Raw genomic sequence first — 21,182 nt, forward strand, 5'->3', positions numbered from 1 at the left:
TGATGAATATAGGGAACCCTTGATATTGGTAGTACCTACATCTATACCAATCAGGTAATGGTTTTTCCCTTCAGATACAAACCCGTCAATATTTGACTCAAATTTTACCATAATTCTCCTTATATCTTGATCAGGATATCTGTCTATAATTTATCGGTTAAAGCACCCGGGATTAAATCATTAAAACATTAAAACCCATCATTTCACCAAAGATTTTAACTTCTTCAATCCTATCTCCATAAACCAGAGCTGAATGATGGGTGCCGCCAAAATTACTAAAGTTTAATAAGAAATCTTCCAGCGGAATATTGGGCTTAAACCAGCCAGTTACAGTTTTGCCCAGACCGGCACTATCTCTATTTAGCATCTCCACCGGGCTGACTATTAAATTGAAACCTTTTCGGGAAGGGGAGAGGTTTATTAGAGTAGCTTTTCCTTCTTTAAATTGTCCCCATGCAACAGCAGGATCATCTATATCTATAAACGGTATTTTCTTGGTGGTTAATATTGGTTTATTCTGGGTTAAGTTAACATTCATCTCTCCCATATGACTGAGAAAAACTGTTTCCCTTTTCCAATCCGGACAAAACATTTCCATAAATGTTGTTTCAGGGTGCAAACTTAACAGGGCTCCAACCAATGCTGCGGTTATTATATCACCCTCACCCGCATAGCCTGTTCCCCTGGCCATAGCTTTACTTGCTTCAAGAAAGGGAATGGTTGGAAAACCGCTCCTGGAAGTAATCCTGGAAAAATTCATGGTAAAACCGGTTAAATTATTAATCTTTATCCATTTTCTTACAGCAAGACCAATTTTTATAGAATTCAGGTGAACGCTATCTGTAAGATCGTCTAATTCAAAAAAATCTAAATCTGTTTCCAGTTCTTTCTTAACCGCCATGTCATTATCCCGGGGAACCAACTCAACAATATCCCGGGGTTTAGTTCTAATAATTTTGGTTCCAATAAAATTTTCTATATCACTATCATCAACAATAAAATCACCCATGCCTTCAAAGTAGCCCCCAATGCTCCCAACCCTTGATCTTCTCATCCTGCCAGCAACGTATGCAGAATTTATCTTTCCGATAACCCTATTAAAAACCTCCGGCTTATCCCAGAAACCGGTAACCAGAAAATACTGCTTGTTATTTCTTTTTAACAGGTTGCATAAATCCTGCACTCCATGTATACCATGGTTCATCATTAGAGCAATCTCGGTAGTATCAGTGCCAAAATCATACTTTGGGGTTGTGTCAAAAACTATAAGGGGTAAATCTGTTTTTGCTAATGATTCTATCGACTCCAGAGAAGGCGAGTAAGCCAAATGCAGGGTTAACAGGGCATCAACACCTTCTTCTTCCAATTTCTTTACTGCTCTATCAAACTCAGTTTTTTCCTTGCATACAGGCGCAGCTACAATATCAACATTGTTTAGGGTAAATTTTTTAATTAAATCACCCAGGAATTTCTCAAGCCTGGGTCTTAAATCCGGCATAGTCTCGTCATATAATTTCAAGTATAGAGGCAATAAACCTACTCTTTTTTTTATAGTATCTACGGTATCCTCCCTTCAGTAACAAAAATATTTAAAACTAACTGCAATAAAATCAATTAAGCTTATATTTTACGATAGCATCTTTGGGCGGTACATCGTTATTTATTACCTCATTTAAGGCTTTGATTAAGCTATTGGGATTATCAGCCATAAAAATATTTCTGCCGAATATTATACCTCTAGCACCTTTTTTAACACTGCTATAAGCCTTTTCTAAGACCTCCAGATCGGTGTTAAGTTTCTCTGCGCCAATAGTAAAAATAGGGACAGGCGTATTTTCCACCACTTCATTAAACCTGTCTCCAGTAAAAAAGGTTTTCACCAGATCTGCGCCCAACTCTACCATAACCCTGGATATTCTTTTTACTTTATTGTGAACTTCGCTGCTGCTCTTATCCATATGCTCCACCACATAACATTCCCCTATTAAAGGAATGCCCAGTTTTTCTTTTTGCCTGACAACTTCAGTGAATACAGCGATGTTATCTGTTTCTCTCTTCTGGTTGTCTTCTTCCAGAAAAAGAGAGCATATAACTGCTTGAGCACCGGCCTCTACAGCTTCTTCAACAGTGGTAGCAATAGTTGTATTGCCCTCCCTGTAATCTAAAGGATAATAGAATGAAGAGGTCCAATTTATCCTAACCACCGGCAGCGGAGAGGTGACTTCTCCAAAAAGATCCCAATTTCTTTTCAGCATAAATCTTGAAAGAAGCAAAGCATCAACGCCTTTACAATTATTAATTGCTTCTCTGGAGTTCTCTATACCAGCCTGCACCCCATATTCCATTACATGGTCTAAAGCAGATATTACAAGATTTTTCTTGCCCTTGAACAATTTCTTAATTCTTAAATCTATGCCTGACATTTTTACCTTTCCGACTAAAATTTAATTACTTATTGTATGCCATAAATATGCATAATCTGTTATTGCAAAATATAAACCTGATTTAACTAGAACTCATTAAATACTTTTACCGGTTTACCTGAGTTAATTGATTCCCAGGCTGCAGAGCAAACTGCTATTGATTTTGCCCCTTCCCTGACATCCGGGACTGGTACATTATCTTTTTTAAGGCATTCTTCGAAATGTTTCAGGTACCTGATAACGGTAACGCCATGCCCGTAAGCACCCTCTGTTTCAGGAGAATAAACCATTTTATTCTCAGCTTTTATTTCAAATTTATCCAATACTGTTTTAACCTCACCCCCAAGCTTATCCGAAAAACTTCCTATCACACTGCCTTTTGAGCCCAAAATACTCAATCCCATCATAGGCATGGGAGGATGCACAATATCGTAAACACCCATAATCCTGGCTATTGGGCCGGTTTTAAATTTAAGGTTTAATAAAAAATTACCCTTAATGGAATATTCAGGAGTAATATTTCCCTTATTGCCATAGGCAAACACTTCTTCAACATCCCCCAGAAACCACCTTAATACATCTACTGGATGGCAAACTCCACCATACATCAAATCCTGGGGAACCTTCAGCCGCCAGGGAGTCGCTTTAAAAACAGGCCTCATATCATGCACATAATGAGCTTCTGCAACAATGATATCTCCCAGATCATTATCATCATACATTTTTTTTATCGCTGTAAACTGGGGCTCATAACGCATTGTTTGACCCACTAAGAATTTTACTTTTTTCTCCTCTACCAGTTTTACTAATTTTTTCGCGTCCTTCAGGCTGGTAACTAAAGGTTTGGTACAGATTACATGCTTTGACTTCTCCAGGGCTGCAGAGCAGTGTTCCGCATGTAAGTGGTCCGGAGAGAAAACTGCAACAATATCAATAGCTTTATCTTTAACTAACTCCCTGTAATCCTCGGTAATATAATCAACTCCATATTCTTTTTGAAGTTCTGCGGCTTTGTTTAAATCCTTGTCGCAGATTCCCCTGACCTGCAGGGAGCTGGTTTGCAGCTTATTTATTTCTAATACTGTACTCCCCATCCCCAAACCGATTATACCTATATTAAATTTTTTCATTTTCTAACACTCCTTTTAAATTAAGCGCTCCCGGAAATGCTATTAATTAAATTATGGGCATTTAAATAAAATATTTTATGGATTTGTTCCCTGCTTAATGACTTATTCATTGCAGCAATTCTAATAGATCTGATAATTTCATAAATAAAGAAGGTAAAGCTGTCTAAATTTAAAACCGGTGACGATAAGCTCCAATCCCTTGGCTTATCAGTTATAAAATAATGCTTATCATTTATATCTACATTTTTACCTTTTAAGGCAGCAACGGGTAAATCGCTTCCATACAAGATTTTTTCTGGACCTAGTCCCTCCAGTAGAACTTCTATAACTGAGAAATTATTTATCATTGCTGTATCCACATATAAATTCTTAAGGCCTTTCAGATAATTGATACTATCCTTTATATCACTATAGCAATAAGACCTGCCGGCATGGGCAAGCACAATTTTTATATTAGAATATCTACTGCCCATTTCTTTTAATTCCTCAATATTTCTTCTATCCCTCAATCTTCCTGCCCGTGGTATATGTATCAGTAAAATCAATCCGTATTCCTGGCAGAATTCAAGAACTTGATCTGAAATAAAATCAAACATGGAAATATCTTCTTTTGATTTGCGGCAATTGTTAGAGCTCCTAGCATTGGCCAACTCTGGATAAGGCTTAAAGCCAACAAATCTATTTTTAAAAAAATCTTGTGGAATTTCTTTTAAATTTGATTCTGGGTTAAATAAACCATAGCATCTATTTTTTTTACAGACCTCTACAATATATTCATTATTTTTATTCAGATCTGTCTCTATTACAGGCAGCCCAAAAAAAAGACCTTCATATTTTTTCTGAGGGAAGGTTTTTTCAACAAAGTTTTTAAAATCTTCAACAGTAAAGCCATTAACTAAGTCTGAATCCAGGACAGGATTGTGATTAAGCCTTTTTTGGGAAATCTCCCTTGAAAAAAATTCATATTTCCAGAGGTGAATGTGAAAATCAATGATTTTATCCGGTAAGAAATCTTCAAATTGTTCTCCAAATATTTTCAAATCGTTTTCAATTAAATAATCTAAAAAACCGTTATCCACAAGACCTCTTCCAATATTGAAATATTCCCAAAAAGATATTAACTTCCCTTTACTTCTTTTTGCTTTCCGGTGTTAAGAATTAAAAATTAATTGAAGCAATAGACTGCCTTATTTTATCTATATCCCCTTGCTCTAAAACAGAATCGCCTGCTTGGGCATTTTCAGTAACCTGAGACTCATCCCTTGCCCCGCATAATGCCACTACACCGCCCTGAGAAATTAAGGCAGCAACTGAAAGCTGGGTAATGGATAAACCATATTTTTCTGCAACAGGCTTAAAGTCATTGTCTATAATATTTTGCATTATTTTTCTATTTTCTACACTAAACCTGGGACCATTCTTTCTCAAATCATCGCCCTTAAACTCTCTTTCAGGGCCCATTTTACCGGTTAAAAGACCCTGGCCCATGGGGCTATAAGCCAGCATAGTAACTTTATTATCCTTGCACCATGGCAGTATTTCCTTCTCCACCCCGGTATCTATAAGGCTATACTTCTCCTGATCAACATCCAGCTGACCAAATTCAGCATATTGTTTTAACTGCTCCAGGGCAGCATTACTGGCACCAATGGCCCTTATCTTGCCCTCTTTTTTTAGATCCATTAATGTTGCCATGGTTTCCTCAATAGGAGTGGTTGTATCCTGCCAATGAGTCTGGTAGAGATCGATATAATCAATATCCAGCTTTTTTAAACTTTGTTCTACTTCATACCTGATAGATTCCGGCCTTAAACATTTATATACCTGTTGGCCAGAGGGGTAATCAAAGAAGTATTCCCCTTCTTGAATATGGCAGACCAGGCCACATTTTGTAGCAATAATAACCTTATCCCTTTTACCCTTGATAGCCTGGCCTACAATTTTTTCAGACAGGCCCTGTCCATATGCAGGCGCTGTATCAATAAGGTTTATTCCGGAGTCAATAGCTGTTTCAACTGCACGCACAGACTTTTTGTGGTCAGTGCCTCCCCACATCCAACCGCCTATAGCCCAGGCTCCGAAACCAACAACTGAAACCTTTATATCTGTTTTACCTAGAGTGATGAAACGCATATTACCTCCACTGTATTTACATTTATCTCGAATCTAGATTTTTGAGTACTTCTACCTAGTATATATATTAAAGATAATATCACATTTATTCTTTGATGTTCAATCAATCTATACTGGAGTTAAACTACTTATATTTTGAGGTAGCTGAAACATGAGCTAAAAGAAAAGAGTTTCCTATCCGGCCCGGTGTATACCGCCAGGTTTGTAAAGTAATTACTGCTGCCGGTTAAAAAGAATGGTTCCAGCCAGACTAGCCGCAACTGCCAGGCACAGAAGCACCAGCACATCTATCCATAAAGGGAAAACCTGCATAGTGGAATCCCGCAGCATTACATACCTGATAGCATCAATGCCGTAGGTCAGGGGGTTAATCTTGGATAAGAAAACCATCCACTGGGGGGCATCTATTAAGGGGAATATTGCTCCTGATAAAAAGAACATGGGCATAAGTAAAAAATTAGTAATAACCTGAAAACCCTGCATGGTTTTTATAACTGAAGCCAGGAGAATTCCAAATGAAGATATGGTGATTGCTACCAAAAGCATCAGCCCAAAGGATTGGAGTATAGCCATAGGAGTTAGCGTATGGCTCAGCAGAGGAGAAAACAATAAAATTATAGCGCCCTGAATGATAGCTATAGTTGAACTGCCTAAAATCTTACCTACCACTATGGATGTCCTGGATACTGGAGAAACCAGCACTTCCTTTAAAAACCCAAACTCACGATCCCAGACTATGGACATTGCCCCGAAAAATGAAGTAAAAAGTACAGTCATTCCCACAATACCGGGAAACATAAAATTCAAATAATCGTCTCCCCGGCTGCTTCCAAAGAAAGCAAATGAACTGGCCAGGCCACTGCCCAGTACCAGCAGGAACAGGATCGGCTGGGCAAAAGAACCGATTATCCGGGGCTTGTCTCTATAGTATCTTTTTATGTCCCTTAGCCATATGGTGTATATGCCTAAAATTTCTTTATTCATAATATTAATTAATGCCTCATTCTGTTTCTTGCACTTAGCCTGAACTCATCTTTGCTGCTTACGGTTTCCTCCCTTATCTCCCTGCCGGTCAAATGCAAAAACACATCATTTAATGTAGGTTTCCGGGAGCTTATGGATAATATTTCTACCGGGCTTTTTTTGATAAATTCCGGAACAAAACTGGAGCTGTCTTCAACTTCAAACTTCATCTGGCCCTGGGAGCCGTATTCTATCTCTTTGTGTAGGGTATCAGTTATGAAAGCCTTCAATTTCCCGTCATCGGCCGAACTTACAGTAATAATATCTCCGCCAATGCTCTTCTTGAGGTTATCCGGGGTATCCAGGGCTATTATTTTTCCATAATCTATAATAGCTATACGGTTGCAAATTTCTGTTTCATCCATATAGTGAGTGGTAAGGAAAATGGTTATATCCGTACTCTTTTTTAACTCAATTATATAATCCCATATCCTGTTCCTGGTCTGAGGGTCCAAACCCAGTGTAGGTTCATCCAGAAACAACACTTGGGGATAATGCAGCAGGCCCCTGGCAATTTCCAGCCTCCTTCTCATGCCCCCGGAAAAAGTCCTTACCAGATCATTTTTCCGGTTAGCCAGGTTAACCATTTTTAGGACCCCATCTATTCTTTCTTTTATCAATTTACGGGGCATATTGTAAAGAAGAGCATGGAAATAAAGGTTCTCATGCGCAGTAAGGCGGTCATCCAGGGTAGGATCCTGAAAAACAAGTCCAATGCAATTCCTGATTGCATTTCTCTGTTTTTCCACATCTTTGCCGCATAGAGTGACACTGCCCCGGCTTTTGTTTAAAAGGGTGCAAATAATATTAATGGTAGTGGTTTTCCCGGCACCATTGGGACCCAAAAAGCCAAAAATCTCGCCTCTTTTTACCTCAAATGAAATATTGTCTACCGCTTTAATTTTGCCGAAACTTTTGGATAAATCCTTAACCTTTATTATGCTCTCAGCCATTTTTCTGTTTAATCATTCTATACCTAAATAATACTTAAGTAAGGATTATATCCTTTTTAAACTCTTTATCAATATTGAACTAAGATTACAGTTTTATTATTGCCTATTGACTACAACCAGTTAAGAAGATTACTGGGGTTGCATGGTTCCCGCAAAAACCAGCCAGGCCAGCAGAGTTTTAGCCACCAGGCTCAGTATTATGTAACCTCTTTCGCCATAAAGATAGTCTCTCCATCTGCCAATCTTTTTGTACTGCAGAACCATGTTAATGGGAAAAAGATTAAAAAATACAAAATAGGAACCAAAGATAGCATATACAAACCACGGTATCTGGCTAAAATTGCCTCCCCCCAAAAAATACATCAGTATTATGGCCCAGGGAACAACTCCGGCGAAACTGCCAATTATAAAAGATATCCAGTTGGTTTTACCGGTAGTCTGGTTATGGATCTCCATGGACAGGCCGCAGAGGTTCATGGTGGCATTAAGGCCGATTATCAATATAATGCTTCCCAGATCATAAACCCCGAAAAGCATGGCAATAATTACAATCATCACCGATGAACTCAAGGCATATTCAAACCATCTGAAATAATTTATCCCTTTGTTCAGTCTTTGGTTATAAAAAGAATTAATTCCGGGCAGTACCACCAAAAAATGGGCGATAGCAGACAGAAACAGGAATATGGAAACCATAACCCCGATTGGTATATTGCCTATATTATTGGTGTCTGTTACCAATCTCTGCGCGCTGGTATCATAAGTTAGAAATGATACTGTAAAGGGAAGCCTAAAGTCCTTTATATTGGTAATAGTTAAACCCATAACCAACATCAGGACCGCCTGGACAAAATGAATTACCGCCATTGCCCCGTTAAAACGGCGCAGATAACCGAAACTAATTCTGGAAGCTGGAGATTGCATAATTTCCCCCGTTAAAATAATTATATTTATAATATATTAATATAAAAACAAGTATATTGAAATAAGAAAAAAAATGAGGGTTCAATATCTATTATGGTTTTCTTTTTTCCGGTGGTCAGCTATCCTTTTCCTGGCTTTTTTTATCTTGGCTTCCAGATCTTTTATCCGCTTTTTAAATTTTTTCCCAGCCTCTTCTTCAGAATTATTAGCCTCTTCCCTTAGCGACTCGAGCTCTTCTTCCCAGTCATAGATATATTCCTCGAGCTGCTCCAAATTGTTTTCTTTTCCCATCCCGTCCTCTTACCATAATCAAGGTTACAATCCTATACCATTATACCTTAAAACAGGCATATTTTTCTAAAATTTATTTAAGCTCTGAAGTACAATGGGGACAGCGCGTGGCTTCTATGTTAATAACACTCTGGCAGTAAGGGCACTTCTTGCTGCTAGGCTGGCTGGGCTTCTCCTCTTCTTTTCTCCTGAAACTGTTTATACCTTTAATTATGAAGAAAAGTACTACAGCTACAATAACAAACACTATAATACTGTTTATAAATACACCATAATTAATAGTTACAGCCCCTGCTTCCGTGGCTTCAATTAGGGTGCTGTATGGACCAGGAGTTGCGCCCTGCCTTAAAACAAAAAATATGTTACTAAAATCAGTTCCTCCCAGGAGCCAGCCGATAAAAGGCATAAGTATGTCCTTTACCATTGAATTGACAATAGCGGTAAAAGCAGAGCCTATTACAATACCTACCGCTAAATCTACAACACTTCCCCTTAAAATGAACTCTTTTAACTCCTTTTTCATCCCCGTCTCTCCATATATATAAATAGTATTATTTCTGTTTATATCACTACCCGGTGATTATAACAACTTCTATTAAAAAAGACTGCCATACAAAAAGGGACCGCAGACTATGCCGCAGCCCCTTCTATATTATATACCTTTATCCCTTAAGCTTTTTTACAGCCATCTCTGCCGCATTGCTCATCTGATAAGCCACTGGAGACGCAGTTAGTGCAGGATGGGTGCCCATCTGGAAAGTTGAGATTTGATCAGCAGTCATTTTCTGGGATATACAACCACTGATTAAATTAATCAGCTCCCCGCCGGATTTTGCCCCCAACACCTGGCCCCCCAATATAATACTGGAACCTTTCTCAAATATAAGGCTGACCCTAAGGTTTCTGCCGCCGGGCATACACCCAGGATGGCGGTTGGGTCCTTCTGCCGTGCCTGTCACTATATCATAACCATTTTCTGTTGCTTCCTTTACCGACATGCCTGCCCGGGCTAGAGCAGCATCACCGATAACCGTCGAAAATGCTCCAATAACTCCTTCATTTACCCTGTGCTTCTTATAAAGGTTAGCCCCTGCTATTCTTGCTTCATAAGTTGCTATGGAAGCCAGCATAAGATTGGACGGTTTCTGGGTAAAAAACGATACTTTTTCACAGCAGTCTCCAGCTGAAAATATATCATCAGCAGCAGTCTGCATATACCTGTCTACCCTGATAGTGCCATTCTGGTTGGTAGGGATGCCTGCTTGCTGGGCCAGCCTTGAATTAGGCTTTGCCCCTATACCGATAATAACTGTATCCGCTTCAATAACTTTACCGCTGGCAAGTTTTACTCCCTCCACCTTGTCCGAACCTACTATAGCTTCAACTTTTTCATTGGTAAGCACCCTTACTCCGCTACCCTTAATTATTTCTTCAGCCTGCTTACATAACTCCTGCTCAAATACCAGAGCAAGGCAATTGGACAGCATTTCTACTATGGTAATATTTACATCCCTGTTCTTTCTGCATTCATCAGCAAATTCCATACCTATAAATCCGCCGCCAATAATCACCATATTTTTAGATTGGTTTACTTGGTCCAGCACATTATTCAAATAATCTATATCCTTCCATACAGCAAATACATTGTCCTTACCCGCACCTTCAATAGGGGGAACCACCGGTTCAGACCCTGTAGCTATAATTAACTTGTCAAATTTTATCTGCTGGCCGGAACCCAGGCCAAGAAGCTTTTTATCTCTGTTAACTTCATCTACCTGGTCCAGCAGCAGCTGAATATTGTTCTTTTCCAGAGAGGCATCTGGTATAAGGTTTTTCTCTGGCGAGCCAACCGTTCCATAGATATAGGGTATACCGCATGGAATAAGCACTTTTTCTTCTTTTCTCACTATCAAAATGCTCTTGTCGGGATAAAACCTCCTCACAGTTATGGCTGCAGTTAATCCGGCCGCACTTCCTCCTATCACTACCACATCATATTCTTTCATTTCAGTTCTCCTTAGTTATTAGCAATTGCCCAAAACTAATAATAATATATGACATTAAAAAAGTAAATTAAAACCGGTTCGTATTTTCGCTTATACCCATGGTTTGTCTTTTTCGCTCCTTTGTTAAAGAAAGTTAACTACCCTATAATTTAGTAACAAATATTATTATTTTTTCAGAAAGGACAGTTATGGAAAATGAAATGGATCTGGATACCGGTAGACTCAGCCAGAAAGAAATAAATTTGGTTTTAAATTCCCTTCCCCTGGACATAACCTTGGTTGATGCCAGCGACCAGGTGAAGTACTTTAACCGTTTCGAGGAAAGATTCTTTAAAAGACCCAAATCAGTAATAGGAAAAGAAGTCCAGAACTGCCATCCCAAAAAGAGCCTGGCAGCTGTTGAAGAAATACTTAACGATTTTAAATCAAAAAAAAGAGACAGCGCCAGTTTCTGGCTTCACCTTAAGGATAGGTTTATTTACATACGCTATTGTCCTATCTATGATGACAGCGGGAATTATCTTGGCTGCCTGGAAGCCTCGCAGGATATAACCGATATTAGCAAACTGGAAGGAGAAAAAAGGCTGCTGTAACCCTTACGGTTATCCATTGCATTATAGATGCATCAAACAGCTTGCTACAAAAAAGTAATAGGGTAGGAGAGCATTGGACCTAAATCCAAGCCGGAAACTGCCCGCGGTGCTGCCTTCTGTTAAAAATAGTTTATGTTTAAATTTCTATTTTTTAAAAGGTAATTACTTTTCTGCCTTCTTTCAGATAAGAGGTAAGTGGCACTCCCATGTATTTAACCTCAACCCCCAGAGAGGCAACTTTGGCCGACACTCCATAGTCATCTGCACATTTTTTACAGGCTTCAACCTTTATGCCGGCATCCCTGATTCTGGAAATATCTTCCTGAAGCTCATCATCCTGGCTTAAAAGGTTGGTAGCAGGCCCCCATACAATAAGGGTGACGTCTTCCCACCAGCCGTTTACTTTTGAATTATAGCCATACATGAATACTATCTCTTTGGCTACCTCTCTGTCAGCACTGGACCATATTATCACTAATTTTTCTGTTGGTTCAACCATAACTTGACCTTTCCTGCCTTGTCTATTTTTCCTTTTATCATATATTATAGAATTAAATACTAATTTTATAAATAAAGAAGGCAACCATGGAAAAAAGAGAGTTTGGTAAAACCGGCCTCAAGACAACTTTGCTTGGTTTTGGAGGCTACCACCTACTGGAAATTAGTTCCAGGGAAGCTGACTGTCTGTTAAACAGATACCTGGATAACGGAGGCAACTATATTGAAACTGCACCCCTGTACGGTAATGGGGAATCAGAAAAGAAGATAGGAAAAGCAGTCTCCGGCAGGAGAGACGAATTTATCCTGGCTACCAAGACTGCAGCCAGGGACAGCCAGGGATGCAAAGAAGACCTGCATGACAGCCTGGCCAATCTTTGTACTGATTATATTGATCTGCTAATATTGCACCAGGTAGGAACCGAACCTGATGACCTGGACCGCATTCTTGCACCCGGGGGAGCATTGGAAAGCTTCCTTAAGTTCAAACAGGAAGGTAAGATAGGTTTCATTGGTATTTCCATGCATGGGCAGGCAGATATATTGATAAAAGCTTTGTCCAGTTATCCTTTTGATGCGGTAATGGCAGTTATGAATTATTATGACCGGTTTAATTTTCCCGAAATTGAAGAAGATTTGATACCCCTGGCGGTAAAAAACCAGACCGCCCTTATACTTATGAAATCATTAGCGGACGGCTTTTTGCATGGATCCAAAGAGCTGGCTTTCCGGTATGCAGCCAGCTTACCGGTTTCAGTTATCGTAACCGGAATGAATACCAGGGACATGCTGGATTACAACCTTAAACTGTTTTCATCTATTAAGCCCTTAACCGAAAAAGAAAAGCAGGATCTATACTTAAATTCAATAGAGCTGGGAAAATATGTTTGCAGGCAATGCGGCAAGTGCCTTTCCTGCACCCAGGGGATAGATATACCTGAAGTCTTTAAATATGAAGGATGCTACGACCGGCAGATGGCAGATGGCGTAGTCAGGGACCCCGCACAATATAATATGAGAGAGAGGCTCAGATTCTGGTTTGGCAACCAACAGCTGGCCATACAAAAATACCAAAATTTAGCAGTAAAAGCAGACAGCTGCAATGAATGCGGGGAATGCCTGGATAAGTGCCCTTACCAGATTGACATCATTGAGAAATTAAAAATAGCCGATTATAAACTGGCAGGCCGTAAAATATTTTAGGGATTTAAAACTTTTTTCCATAGATTGTGTCTATAAAAGTAAGCTATTATCGGTTTGCTTTACTTTACAGACTTAATTTGTAAAAATTAAGGTTAACTTTTATACGAAGGATTGTTGATATTATGAAAAAGAAAATACTTATGGTTTACCCCAGATATGATGAGACTTTTTGGAGTTTTAAAAAGGTTTTGAAAATAATTAATAAAGAGTCGGCTTTCCCGCCATTGGGCCTGCTTACGGTATCTGCCATGTTACCCGCTGACTGGGAAAAGAAAATACTGGACCTTAACTTTGAAAACCTGACCGAGCAGGACATATTATGGGCTGATTATGTATTTATCAGTGCCATGATTGTACAGAAGCTTTCTTCAGACCAAGTTATACAGAAAGTACAGCAACTGGGCAAACCGGTGGTGGCAGGAGGACCCCTGTTTACTACCGGCTGGGAGAACTACACCCATGTTGATCACCTGTTTATAGGAGAATCTGAACATACTATTAAAGATTTTATAGAAGATGTCAGACAGGACAAAGTCAAGGATAGATATGAATGTGATTCATTCCCCGATATAGAGACTTCTCCCATACCTGATTGGGAACAGATTGACATTACAAAATATAATTCACTATGCATCCAGTTTTCAAGGGGATGCCCATTTAACTGCGAGTTCTGTGATATCGTAAAACTTAATGGAAGAGTCCCCAGGACTAAATCCAGCCAGCAGATTATTGATGAACTGGATACTATTTATGCTAAAGGCTATAGAGGCGGAATATTCTTTGTAGACGATAATTTTATAGGCAATAAGGGAAAACTCAAAAGAGAGCATCTGCCGGCCATTATACAATGGCAGAAGCAAAGGAAGTATCCCTTTGCCTTTAATACCCAGGTATCCATTAACCTGGCCGATGACCAGGAGCTTATGCAGCTTATGTCTGATGCCGGATTTACCGCGGTATTTGTAGGAATTGAAACCCCCGATCCTGCCGGCCTGGCAGAATGCAGTAAATACCAGAACCAGAACCGGGACCTTATAGAATCAGTCCAAACCCTCCAGAAGGCAGGGTTTGAGGTTCAGGGTGGTTTTATAGTAGGATTTGACAGTGACACCCCCAGTATTTTCCAGTCACAGATTGATTTTATACAGAAAAGCGGAATTGTTACCGCCATGGTTGGAGTGCTCACTGCCCTTCCCAAAACCAGGCTGTACCAGAGGCTTAAAGAAACTAAAAGATTGATCGGAGATACTGCTGCCAACAATACCAATACTTTATCTCTTAATTTTGTTCCCAAAATGGGAAAACAGGCACTGATTGACGGATACCAGAAAATAGTTGAAAATATCTATTCACCCCAGCAGTATTATGAAAGAATTAAAATCTTTATTACCAATTACAAGACTCCCCATAGAGGCCTCCAGAAATTAAGGATTTATCACATAAAAGCTTTTTTTGCTTCATTATGGTTGCTGGGCATAAAAGATAAGGGCAGAAGATATTTCTGGAAACTGATGGCATGGAGCCTGTTTAAGCATCCTACCAAATTACCCTATGCCATAGGCTTTTCCCTTACCGGCATACATTTTAGATCCGTATTTACCTACTAAATCCTAAAATATTTTGTAATATAACTATAATAGTTATATAATAGTGGTAATGTAGCAAATAAGCAGCCTTCATTTATAGCAATATATGTACCTGAATCATAATCTTAAAAGGATGAAGGCATTGAAAAAGTTGCTAAAAATGATATCAAGCCTGGTTTACAGGATTGGTCTTACCTCTACTGTTCGCTGGTAATTTGTCTTGATTTTTCTATTGCTTGCTGTGACTGCTGGGTCTTGTTCTGGCTGCTAAGGCATATACCCAGATTATACCATGCTTCGCTATAACTCTGATCAACTTCTAAAGCCTTCTTAAAATATTGCTCGGATTGCCCATAATCTTTTAACTTAAATGCGCATACCCCCAGATTATTGAAAGCTTCTTTAAGGCCCTTATCCAGATTTACAGCTTTGCTAAATGCCTCCATAGCCTGGTTATATTTTTTAAGGTCCCCCAGGATAATACCCAGGAGATACCAGGCCCGGGTATTACCTTTATTTATCCCGGTAACTTTTTCGGCAGCCTGCTGGGCCTTATTCAGGTCCCCTTCACCATTGTATGCCAGGCTCGAATAAAACCAAGCCTGTTCATGGCCAGGGTCTTTTTCCAGTAAATTATCCAGCGGCTTATGCGACTGGGCATATTTCTTTTGGTTTACCAGGGAAATTCCCAAACCCAGCAAATACTCCTGCCTGCTTTTACTGTCTTCAGTCAGAAGCTGCCTGAAAGCTCTCTCGGCTCTCTGCCACTCCTCCAGTTTCAAACTACTTTCAGCTTCTATTTTTAGCAAGCCACTTATTTCCTTATCATCTACAGTGTCTATATACTTCAGTACCTGGCTATACTTTTGCTGCTTATACAGGCTCTCCGCATACTTGCCCATTACGTCCTGTCCCCGGTCCCCTCCTGAAAGAAGCTTCTTAAATATGTTTTCTGCTTCCTCATGCTGGCTTAACTGCAAAAAACAACTCCCCAGTTTTATCCAGGCCTTTAAAAAATCCGGCTTTAAGTCAACCGCCTTTTCCAAACTGGCTGTCGCTGGCTCCAGTTTCTTCTGGCGGTAAAGAATATTAGCATACCTGAACCACAGATCAGCGTCATCAGGATTAATTTCCAGCATATCCTGATATACCTTTTCTGCCCGGGACAGCTTCTTTTGTTTGGTCAAAGCAATAGCCATTCCGTCAAGAGCATCAACATCTTTCCCAAACAGGTCAGTTATCTCCTTAAAAATTTTTTCAGATTGCTCATATTTTCCCTGTTTACCCAAAGCTGCAGCCAATACCAGGCTGGCTTGTTTGTAATTATCCATCAAGCCTGTAATTTTTTTTAATGCTTTTTGGGCCTGGACATAATCATGATCATTCAGCCTGGTCACTGAGAAGGCATAAAGAATATTTATATATTTTGCTTCCGTGGATATGGTCTTTTTGAATATCTTTTCCGTTTCCTCAAATTTGGACTGCCGGTAAACGCTCAAGCCAAACTCATGCCATTGCTCCCTGATATCTATACTGCTGTTAGCTGCCTGTTTAAGCTGCTTCTCGTATTCTTCAAACTGGGGTGTAAGCCTTATTCCCATTATAAATTCTTTCCATTCCAGCAAATGGGTTTGCGTAATTTTTTCAGTATTCCCATAATCCTTAATATTCAGTTTTTGATCATTAAGCACACAAATTACGAAGTCGCTGCTTACTTTTATGGGTTCCTTGAATAATTTTTCTGCCTGTTTAAAATTGCCGAGTTTCCCCTCAGCAACCCCCAGGTTATACCTGGCCTGTTTAAAATTTTTATCCAGGCTCAGCGCCTTTTCAAACATTTTTTTAGATTGTTCATATTTCTCCTGCTTAAGCAGGCTTAAACCCAGGTTAAAATAACCCTGGCTGTAGTGAGGTGCTTTTTTAACACTGAGGGCAAAATAGTTTTCCGCCCCAGTATATTCATGCTCACGGGCATAGGCATAACCCAGTAAATTTAAAATAGAGTGAAGACTTTCCATAAGTTTAATCAATAATTATGTTAACAGCATAATATAAAAAAAAGAATATTTTTGTAAAGATAATTATTTTATCCCGGGGCAATGCTTTCAGCTATGGACGCAGGAGCAGATATCTTTTAAAAACAGGGATGATAGCAAAGGGACCTGCAAAAGATTTTGGCATGCCCCTTTGCCTGATGTTATTTTCCTCTAACTATATTTCGTATTCAGAAGTATGCTGTATTATTCCAGTCAGATCTTCAAGTATTCTAAAACAGTTTAGATTTTCCATCTCAGAACCCACCGCAGTTGCAGATACTTTAGCAAACTTCCCCTTCTTATTTATGAGATCATTTGCTATTTCATCCAACTCTCCAGTTGAAAATCTGGTTTCTATAAGCCATTTATGGCTGTCTTTTAAATCCATATGATCATAATCCAGTATATCTATACCGAATACCATTTTTGTGGCGTCCATGCTTACCTCCTGTCCTTCAACAGTAAGAAATATTTAAAAACTTAATTCATAAAAACGGTAGTAACTACCCTTCGGTTTCCATTTTCTGCCAGGCCTATGCCTATCTGTCCGTATGCATCCCTCAAAATATTTGCCCTGTGGGTGGAACTGTTCATCCAGGCATTGGCAAAAACTCCCGGGCTTCCGGCTGAAGCTGGTTGAGCATGAGCCAGGTTTTCTCCGGCATTCCTGTAAGTTATGCCATAGCCCTGAAGTATATTAAAAATATTTGTACCTTCCGGAGTATAATGAGAGAAATATCCCCTGGAGAGCATGTCAGCACTCCTGGACCTGGCAATATCGGTTAAAGCCTGGGAAGCTACCAGCGGGCTTAAGCCATTGGCTACCCTGATATTATTAATCTCGGCCAGTATCTGCTGCTCGTAACCATTAAGGTTTACCCCCTGTGAAGGCGCCTGGGCTGGCTGCTGCTGCACAACATCACCAGAGCTGCCCATTACTTCTGCTTTCTGGCTGTTCTCCTGAATGTAGTAGTCCAGATTGTTGCCTATTTTAGTCAATAAGGCCTCAGCCTCAGGGCCAAAGCTGTTACTATATTTAACTTCAGCTACCGTTGACTCTAGATCCCTAGCTGCTCCGGTTACTGTGGTGCTGGTATTTTCTGTTAACCTGTTAACCTGTACCCTGTTGGTAAAACTGGTTATTGCTAAAAAAGATGCAAACAGCGCCATTACTGCCAACACTGTAACCGACATGGTTAATAACTTTTTTGTTTTCTTTTTCATTTCATTTTCCCTGCAATAAAAAAGCCATTCAGCTAGAGGCTAAATGGCTATTAATTTATTACTTATTTTGAATGAAAAAAGTAATAGCCGGTTGCACCACTGGCTCCCTGCAATTTAAGGTGCCCAAATTACGAATTGCAGATCTTAGCCTCTATTACTAAAATAGACTTATTTAAATTTCAATTAAACTATCAATACTTATTACGATTCTAATAATAATATATTAAGGCATATATGTCAACATTAATTTTAAGATTGTTGTTATTATTTAAGTTATAATACTTTTATAATTATTAGGAGTATTTCTTTGCCCTGAGGGTAAGAAAAATGAGGTAAATTATTAGGAAGACACTGGTTACAGCTCCCGGTAAAGAGGCGCTGTTCCCGAATAAAGAAAGGGCTGTAGCAGCCGCAAATCCCCCATTCTTTACATTGGAAAGCAATACCAGGCTGCTGCGGTTTTTCTTTTTTAAATTCAACTTAAAGACTATAAACTCCATTAAAAAACCCAGGCCGAATATGGGTACCGCGGATATAAGGGCGGTATAAGCCAGCAGCCGGGGATTACTGAAAAGAGCTTCCCGGTTTAAGGCAATGATGGCAAAGAAAACCAGAAATAGGCCCCAGTTGACTATGGTCCCCCGCCATCTGGAGATCAATGGCGCAGCCCTGACCTTTATCAGGATCTGGGCAATTACAAAAGGGGCGATAATTAATTCAACCAGAATTAAAGCCAATCTTAGAGGATCCAAAAAATTACCGCCTATAAACAGAAAACCGGCCAGCGGGATAATCAGCAGGGAAGCAAGATATGCCCCAATAACCCCCATCAGGGAAAATTTAACATTCCCTGAAAGAATACCGGTGAAGGGCGCAATAGCAACCCCGGGAGGAGCTGCGGCAACTATAACAAAACCATACCATATATTCTCATCAGGAGCCAGATAATATGCCAGAAGCAGGGTAATAGCTCCAAACACCAGGTAATTAAGGACCAGAGTCCACACCACCGGCTTTATAACCTGTTTTAATGGAACCATTGAACTTAAGGGAAGCTGAACCATGGACACAGTCATAACCAAACCCAGGGCGGGCACAGTTAAATGCCTGGCCCAACTGGCCCAATCACCCAGAGCCAGCCCCAGCGCCAGGGCCAGTATGAATATGAAGTTTCTGTTTTTTAGCAACCTTACAACCAGCATTTAAGGCCTCCTAATTTACAATGGGGCTTGCATCTTTGTTGAAGGGATTTATCCTGGCGGCAAGAGAAAAAAGGTAAGGATAGCTATCCTTTAAGTGTCTCATGTAATCAAGCCAACCCTTAACCAGGAGAGTATAAACCCTTAATATATCCCCGGATATATGCTCGTAATCTTTTTCCGGTAGTTGCTTTAAGTCTGTGCGGTAACGTAACTCCTCGCTAAGATGGAAAACTGCCCACAAAAGTTCGGTAAACCTCTCATGCTCTAAAAGGTTTGGGTTTTCTAATAGTCTCAATAAAAACCCGTGTTTTTTATTTAAAAATTCCCTTAGTTCTTCCAGGTTGGACATTTGGCTGTTTATTAAAAATTGATGGCTGTCCATATCTTTAACAGCAGCAATATAGTCTCTGTGGCTCCAATCCTTTATATCCGAAAGCTTATCCTTGATAAGATCAGAGTTCTGGTCAAACTTGGCACATACATACACCAGGTTCAGTCCTACTTCGCTAAAAAAAGCACCAATTACCATATTCAGCTTACTGAGCATAGCCTTCTTTTCCCGGTCGCTTAATACCCGGTGTATAATCAGGGTAACTATCAGCACCTCAATAGGGGTAAAAGCTATATCTCCCAATAAATAAATAAAAATATGATGTGCATCACCAAATATAAGAAAATGAGTAAGATACAGTATAGCAGATAACAATATCAGTCCCAAAGCAAGAAAAAGCCTCCAGTTTTTTACCTTCATACCTGCCTCTCTGTCTTCAAATATTAAATTATTTTACTGTTTTAAAAAATGTAAGTTTATCAGTGAAGCTCTGTCTGGAATTTGATAAATTTCATTACATCACTTCTGGTAATAATTCCCTTAATCCTGTCACCTTCCATTACCACCAGGTGGCCCAGATCATTTTTGGACATAGCCTTAATGGCATCACTTATTTCCATATCCGGGCTTACTGTCTCTTTCCGGGTTACTGTTTTTACTATCTCTCCTGCTGTAGTGTCCTTTCTTTCCTGGGGAGAAAAACTTTTTACATCGTGCAGGGATATCACACCAATAAATTTATGGTTTCTCCTGCCTTCCACTACCGGAAAACGTCCGAAACGATATTTCATAAAATAATCATTTATGATTTCCTCCAGCGTTATATTCTTGGGTACAGTTACCAGATCCTCATTCATCACATCCCTTACCTTTATGCCTTTGGCTGCTGCTTCAAACAGAGTTTGCCGGTAACTGTTGTAGGCAGAAGACTGCAAGAACCAGCCAATGAAAGCAAACCAGACTCCTCCTATAAAGTTTCCGGTAAATATAAACAGGATACCAGCACCTATCATTAAAAACCCTATAACTCTACCTGAAATCATGGCAATATAAGTGGCCCGGTTTAAACTCCCGGTAGTCTTCCAGATGATAGATCTAAGCACCCTTCCTCCGTCCAGAGGAAATCCGGGAAGAAGATTAAATACACCCAGCGCTACATTTATAATTGTAAGATACCTTAAAGGTTCTACCAGCACTGCCGTACCCCTTGAGGCCAACCAGCCCAAGCCAAATACTATGGCCAGGAAAAAAGAGGCCAGCGGCCCGGCTACCGCCATTACAAACTCGCTCCCCGGATTATCCGCTTCTTTTTCTATCTGGGCCATACCTCCAAATATAAACAGGGAAATCCTATTTACCGGTATTCCTTTTTTCCTAGCCACCAGGGAGTGGCTCATTTCATGAAACAGCACCGAAAAGAAAAATAAAAGAACGGTTATCAGGGTAACTGCAGCCATGGTGCCCGGATTCAGGTTAGGAAGAACGGCAGGGAAATACTGAAACCCGAAATAATATGAAAACAGGGCAAATATAATAAACCAGCTGTAATCCAGCCTGATCTCAATACCGAATATGGTAAAAAGTTTTATCGAAGACTTAAACATCTCTCCTCCTAAATTTTCAATT

The 21,182-nt window shown here is 39.7% G+C and carries 21 protein-coding genes and 1 riboswitch; of the genes, 3 read left to right on the plus strand and 18 right to left on the minus strand.

Annotated features, from left to right (window positions below; all coding sequences use genetic code 11):
* Positions 1–172 precede the first annotated feature (172 nt).
* From K9H14_00005 to K9H14_00055, 11 genes are all read right to left on the minus strand, one after another.
* Positions 173–1,498, minus strand: coding sequence for a hypothetical protein (locus K9H14_00005; protein ID MCG9478579.1), 1,326 nt, complete (start codon positions 1,496–1,498; stop codon positions 173–175).
* Positions 1,499–1,610: 112 nt separating this feature from the next.
* Positions 1,611–2,423: a hypothetical protein gene (locus K9H14_00010; GenBank protein ID MCG9478580.1), complete on the minus strand. Its 813-nt coding sequence runs from the start codon at positions 2,421–2,423 to the stop codon at positions 1,611–1,613.
* Positions 2,424–2,509: 86 nt separating this feature from the next.
* The gene (locus K9H14_00015; GenBank protein MCG9478581.1) at positions 2,510–3,553 is read right to left on the minus strand and encodes a Gfo/Idh/MocA family oxidoreductase; all 1,044 of its coding nucleotides are present in this window, start codon (positions 3,551–3,553) and stop codon (positions 2,510–2,512) included.
* A 20-nt stretch (positions 3,554–3,573) separates the two neighbouring features.
* Positions 3,574–4,632, minus strand: coding sequence for an amidohydrolase (locus K9H14_00020; GenBank protein MCG9478582.1), 1,059 nt, complete (start codon positions 4,630–4,632; stop codon positions 3,574–3,576).
* A 79-nt stretch (positions 4,633–4,711) separates the two neighbouring features.
* Positions 4,712–5,686 carry an aldo/keto reductase gene (locus K9H14_00025; protein MCG9478583.1) on the minus strand — a complete coding sequence of 325 codons (975 nt, stop codon included), beginning with the start codon at positions 5,684–5,686 and terminating at the stop codon, positions 4,712–4,714.
* 213 nt (positions 5,687–5,899) lie between these two features.
* A complete protein-coding gene (locus tag K9H14_00030; protein MCG9478584.1) occupies positions 5,900–6,670 on the minus strand; it encodes an ABC transporter permease in 771 nt (256 codons plus the stop codon).
* Between the two features lie 8 nt (positions 6,671–6,678).
* Entirely contained in the window at positions 6,679–7,662 is a 984-nt protein-coding gene (locus K9H14_00035; protein MCG9478585.1) for an ATP-binding cassette domain-containing protein, read from the minus strand.
* A gap of 129 nt (positions 7,663–7,791) precedes the next feature.
* Positions 7,792–8,586, minus strand: a complete 795-nt coding sequence (gene heR, locus K9H14_00040) for a heliorhodopsin HeR (protein ID MCG9478586.1) — start codon at positions 8,584–8,586, stop codon at positions 7,792–7,794.
* Positions 8,587–8,667: 81 nt separating this feature from the next.
* Positions 8,668–8,877 carry a hypothetical protein gene (locus K9H14_00045; protein MCG9478587.1) on the minus strand — a complete coding sequence of 70 codons (210 nt, stop codon included), beginning with the start codon at positions 8,875–8,877 and terminating at the stop codon, positions 8,668–8,670.
* A 73-nt stretch (positions 8,878–8,950) separates the two neighbouring features.
* Positions 8,951–9,400 carry a large conductance mechanosensitive channel protein MscL gene (gene mscL / locus K9H14_00050; GenBank protein ID MCG9478588.1) on the minus strand — a complete coding sequence of 150 codons (450 nt, stop codon included), beginning with the start codon at positions 9,398–9,400 and terminating at the stop codon, positions 8,951–8,953.
* 139 nt (positions 9,401–9,539) lie between these two features.
* Complete coding sequence (locus tag K9H14_00055; protein ID MCG9478589.1) at positions 9,540–10,883, minus strand: FAD-dependent oxidoreductase; 1,344 nt, start codon at positions 10,881–10,883, stop codon at positions 9,540–9,542.
* Positions 10,884–11,083: 200 nt separating this feature from the next.
* Here K9H14_00055 and K9H14_00060 point away from each other — a divergent pair, with 200 nt between their 5' ends.
* On the plus strand, positions 11,084–11,476 hold the full coding sequence (locus K9H14_00060) for a PAS domain-containing protein (GenBank protein MCG9478590.1): 393 nt from the start codon (positions 11,084–11,086) through the stop codon (positions 11,474–11,476).
* Between the two features lie 151 nt (positions 11,477–11,627).
* Here the strand turns inward: K9H14_00060 and K9H14_00065 are convergent, their stop codons facing one another.
* A complete protein-coding gene (locus K9H14_00065; GenBank protein MCG9478591.1) occupies positions 11,628–11,975 on the minus strand; it encodes a DsrE family protein in 348 nt (115 codons plus the stop codon).
* Between the two features lie 86 nt (positions 11,976–12,061).
* Between K9H14_00065 and K9H14_00070 the strand changes: the two genes are divergently transcribed.
* A complete protein-coding gene (locus K9H14_00070; GenBank protein MCG9478592.1) occupies positions 12,062–13,177 on the plus strand; it encodes an aldo/keto reductase in 1,116 nt (371 codons plus the stop codon).
* A gap of 122 nt (positions 13,178–13,299) precedes the next feature.
* Entirely contained in the window at positions 13,300–14,784 is a 1,485-nt protein-coding gene (locus K9H14_00075) for a B12-binding domain-containing radical SAM protein (protein MCG9478593.1), read from the plus strand.
* 176 nt (positions 14,785–14,960) lie between these two features.
* On the opposite strand, the gene K9H14_00080 is transcribed toward K9H14_00075, so the two are convergent.
* From K9H14_00080 to K9H14_00105, 6 genes are all read right to left on the minus strand, one after another.
* A complete protein-coding gene (locus tag K9H14_00080; protein ID MCG9478594.1) occupies positions 14,961–16,781 on the minus strand; it encodes a tetratricopeptide repeat protein in 1,821 nt (606 codons plus the stop codon).
* A gap of 193 nt (positions 16,782–16,974) precedes the next feature.
* Positions 16,975–17,238 (minus strand): hypothetical protein, encoded by a 264-nt coding sequence (locus tag K9H14_00085; protein ID MCG9478595.1) that lies wholly within the window; start codon positions 17,236–17,238, stop codon positions 16,975–16,977.
* A gap of 41 nt (positions 17,239–17,279) precedes the next feature.
* Positions 17,280–18,023: a CAP domain-containing protein gene (locus tag K9H14_00090; GenBank protein ID MCG9478596.1), complete on the minus strand. Its 744-nt coding sequence runs from the start codon at positions 18,021–18,023 to the stop codon at positions 17,280–17,282.
* A gap of 76 nt (positions 18,024–18,099) precedes the next feature.
* A riboswitch (cyclic di-GMP riboswitch) is annotated at positions 18,100–18,185 on the minus strand.
* A gap of 131 nt (positions 18,186–18,316) precedes the next feature.
* Entirely contained in the window at positions 18,317–19,225 is a 909-nt protein-coding gene (locus tag K9H14_00095; GenBank protein MCG9478597.1) for a hypothetical protein, read from the minus strand.
* Between the two features lie 10 nt (positions 19,226–19,235).
* Entirely contained in the window at positions 19,236–19,976 is a 741-nt protein-coding gene (locus K9H14_00100) for a hypothetical protein (protein ID MCG9478598.1), read from the minus strand.
* A gap of 59 nt (positions 19,977–20,035) precedes the next feature.
* Positions 20,036–21,160 (minus strand): site-2 protease family protein, encoded by a 1,125-nt coding sequence (locus tag K9H14_00105; GenBank protein MCG9478599.1) that lies wholly within the window; start codon positions 21,158–21,160, stop codon positions 20,036–20,038.
* Between the last annotated feature and the right edge of the window lie 22 nt (positions 21,161–21,182).

This window comes from Actinomycetes bacterium, from assembly GCA_022396035.1.
Lineage (GTDB): Bacteria > Actinomycetota > Humimicrobiia > Humimicrobiales > Humimicrobiaceae > Halolacustris.

What these genes read in the sequence shown, in the direction of transcription:
- K9H14_00060 (MCG9478590.1), top strand. Translation starts at nt 11,084, where the DNA reads ATGGATCTGGATACCGGTAGACTCAGCCAGAAAGAAATAAATTTGGTT.
- heR (MCG9478586.1), bottom strand. Translation starts at nt 8,586, where the DNA reads ATGCAATCTCCAGCTTCCAGAATTAGTTTCGGTTATCTGCGCCGTTTT.
- K9H14_00005 (MCG9478579.1), bottom strand. Translation starts at nt 1,498, where the DNA reads ATGCCGGATTTAAGACCCAGGCTTGAGAAATTCCTGGGTGATTTAATT.
- K9H14_00090 (MCG9478596.1), bottom strand. Translation starts at nt 18,023, where the DNA reads ATGAAAAAGAAAACAAAAAAGTTATTAACCATGTCGGTTACAGTGTTG.
- K9H14_00080 (MCG9478594.1), bottom strand. Translation starts at nt 16,781, where the DNA reads ATGGAAAGTCTTCACTCTATTTTAAATTTACTGGGTTATGCCTATGCC.
- K9H14_00055 (MCG9478589.1), bottom strand. Translation starts at nt 10,883, where the DNA reads ATGAAAGAATATGATGTGGTAGTGATAGGAGGAAGTGCGGCCGGATTA.
- K9H14_00010 (MCG9478580.1), bottom strand. Translation starts at nt 2,423, where the DNA reads ATGTCAGGCATAGATTTAAGAATTAAGAAATTGTTCAAGGGCAAGAAA.
- mscL (MCG9478588.1), bottom strand. Translation starts at nt 9,400, where the DNA reads ATGAAAAAGGAGTTAAAAGAGTTCATTTTAAGGGGAAGTGTTGTAGAT.
- K9H14_00075 (MCG9478593.1), top strand. Translation starts at nt 13,300, where the DNA reads ATGAAAAAGAAAATACTTATGGTTTACCCCAGATATGATGAGACTTTT.
- K9H14_00105 (MCG9478599.1), bottom strand. Translation starts at nt 21,160, where the DNA reads ATGTTTAAGTCTTCGATAAAACTTTTTACCATATTCGGTATTGAGATC.
- K9H14_00100 (MCG9478598.1), bottom strand. Translation starts at nt 19,976, where the DNA reads ATGAAGGTAAAAAACTGGAGGCTTTTTCTTGCTTTGGGACTGATATTG.
- K9H14_00030 (MCG9478584.1), bottom strand. Translation starts at nt 6,670, where the DNA reads ATGAATAAAGAAATTTTAGGCATATACACCATATGGCTAAGGGACATA.
- K9H14_00095 (MCG9478597.1), bottom strand. Translation starts at nt 19,225, where the DNA reads ATGCTGGTTGTAAGGTTGCTAAAAAACAGAAACTTCATATTCATACTG.
- K9H14_00025 (MCG9478583.1), bottom strand. Translation starts at nt 5,686, where the DNA reads ATGCGTTTCATCACTCTAGGTAAAACAGATATAAAGGTTTCAGTTGTT.
- K9H14_00070 (MCG9478592.1), top strand. Translation starts at nt 12,062, where the DNA reads ATGGAAAAAAGAGAGTTTGGTAAAACCGGCCTCAAGACAACTTTGCTT.
- K9H14_00015 (MCG9478581.1), bottom strand. Translation starts at nt 3,553, where the DNA reads ATGAAAAAATTTAATATAGGTATAATCGGTTTGGGGATGGGGAGTACA.
- K9H14_00035 (MCG9478585.1), bottom strand. Translation starts at nt 7,662, where the DNA reads ATGGCTGAGAGCATAATAAAGGTTAAGGATTTATCCAAAAGTTTCGGC.
- K9H14_00085 (MCG9478595.1), bottom strand. Translation starts at nt 17,238, where the DNA reads ATGGACGCCACAAAAATGGTATTCGGTATAGATATACTGGATTATGAT.
- K9H14_00065 (MCG9478591.1), bottom strand. Translation starts at nt 11,975, where the DNA reads ATGGTTGAACCAACAGAAAAATTAGTGATAATATGGTCCAGTGCTGAC.
- K9H14_00045 (MCG9478587.1), bottom strand. Translation starts at nt 8,877, where the DNA reads ATGGGAAAAGAAAACAATTTGGAGCAGCTCGAGGAATATATCTATGAC.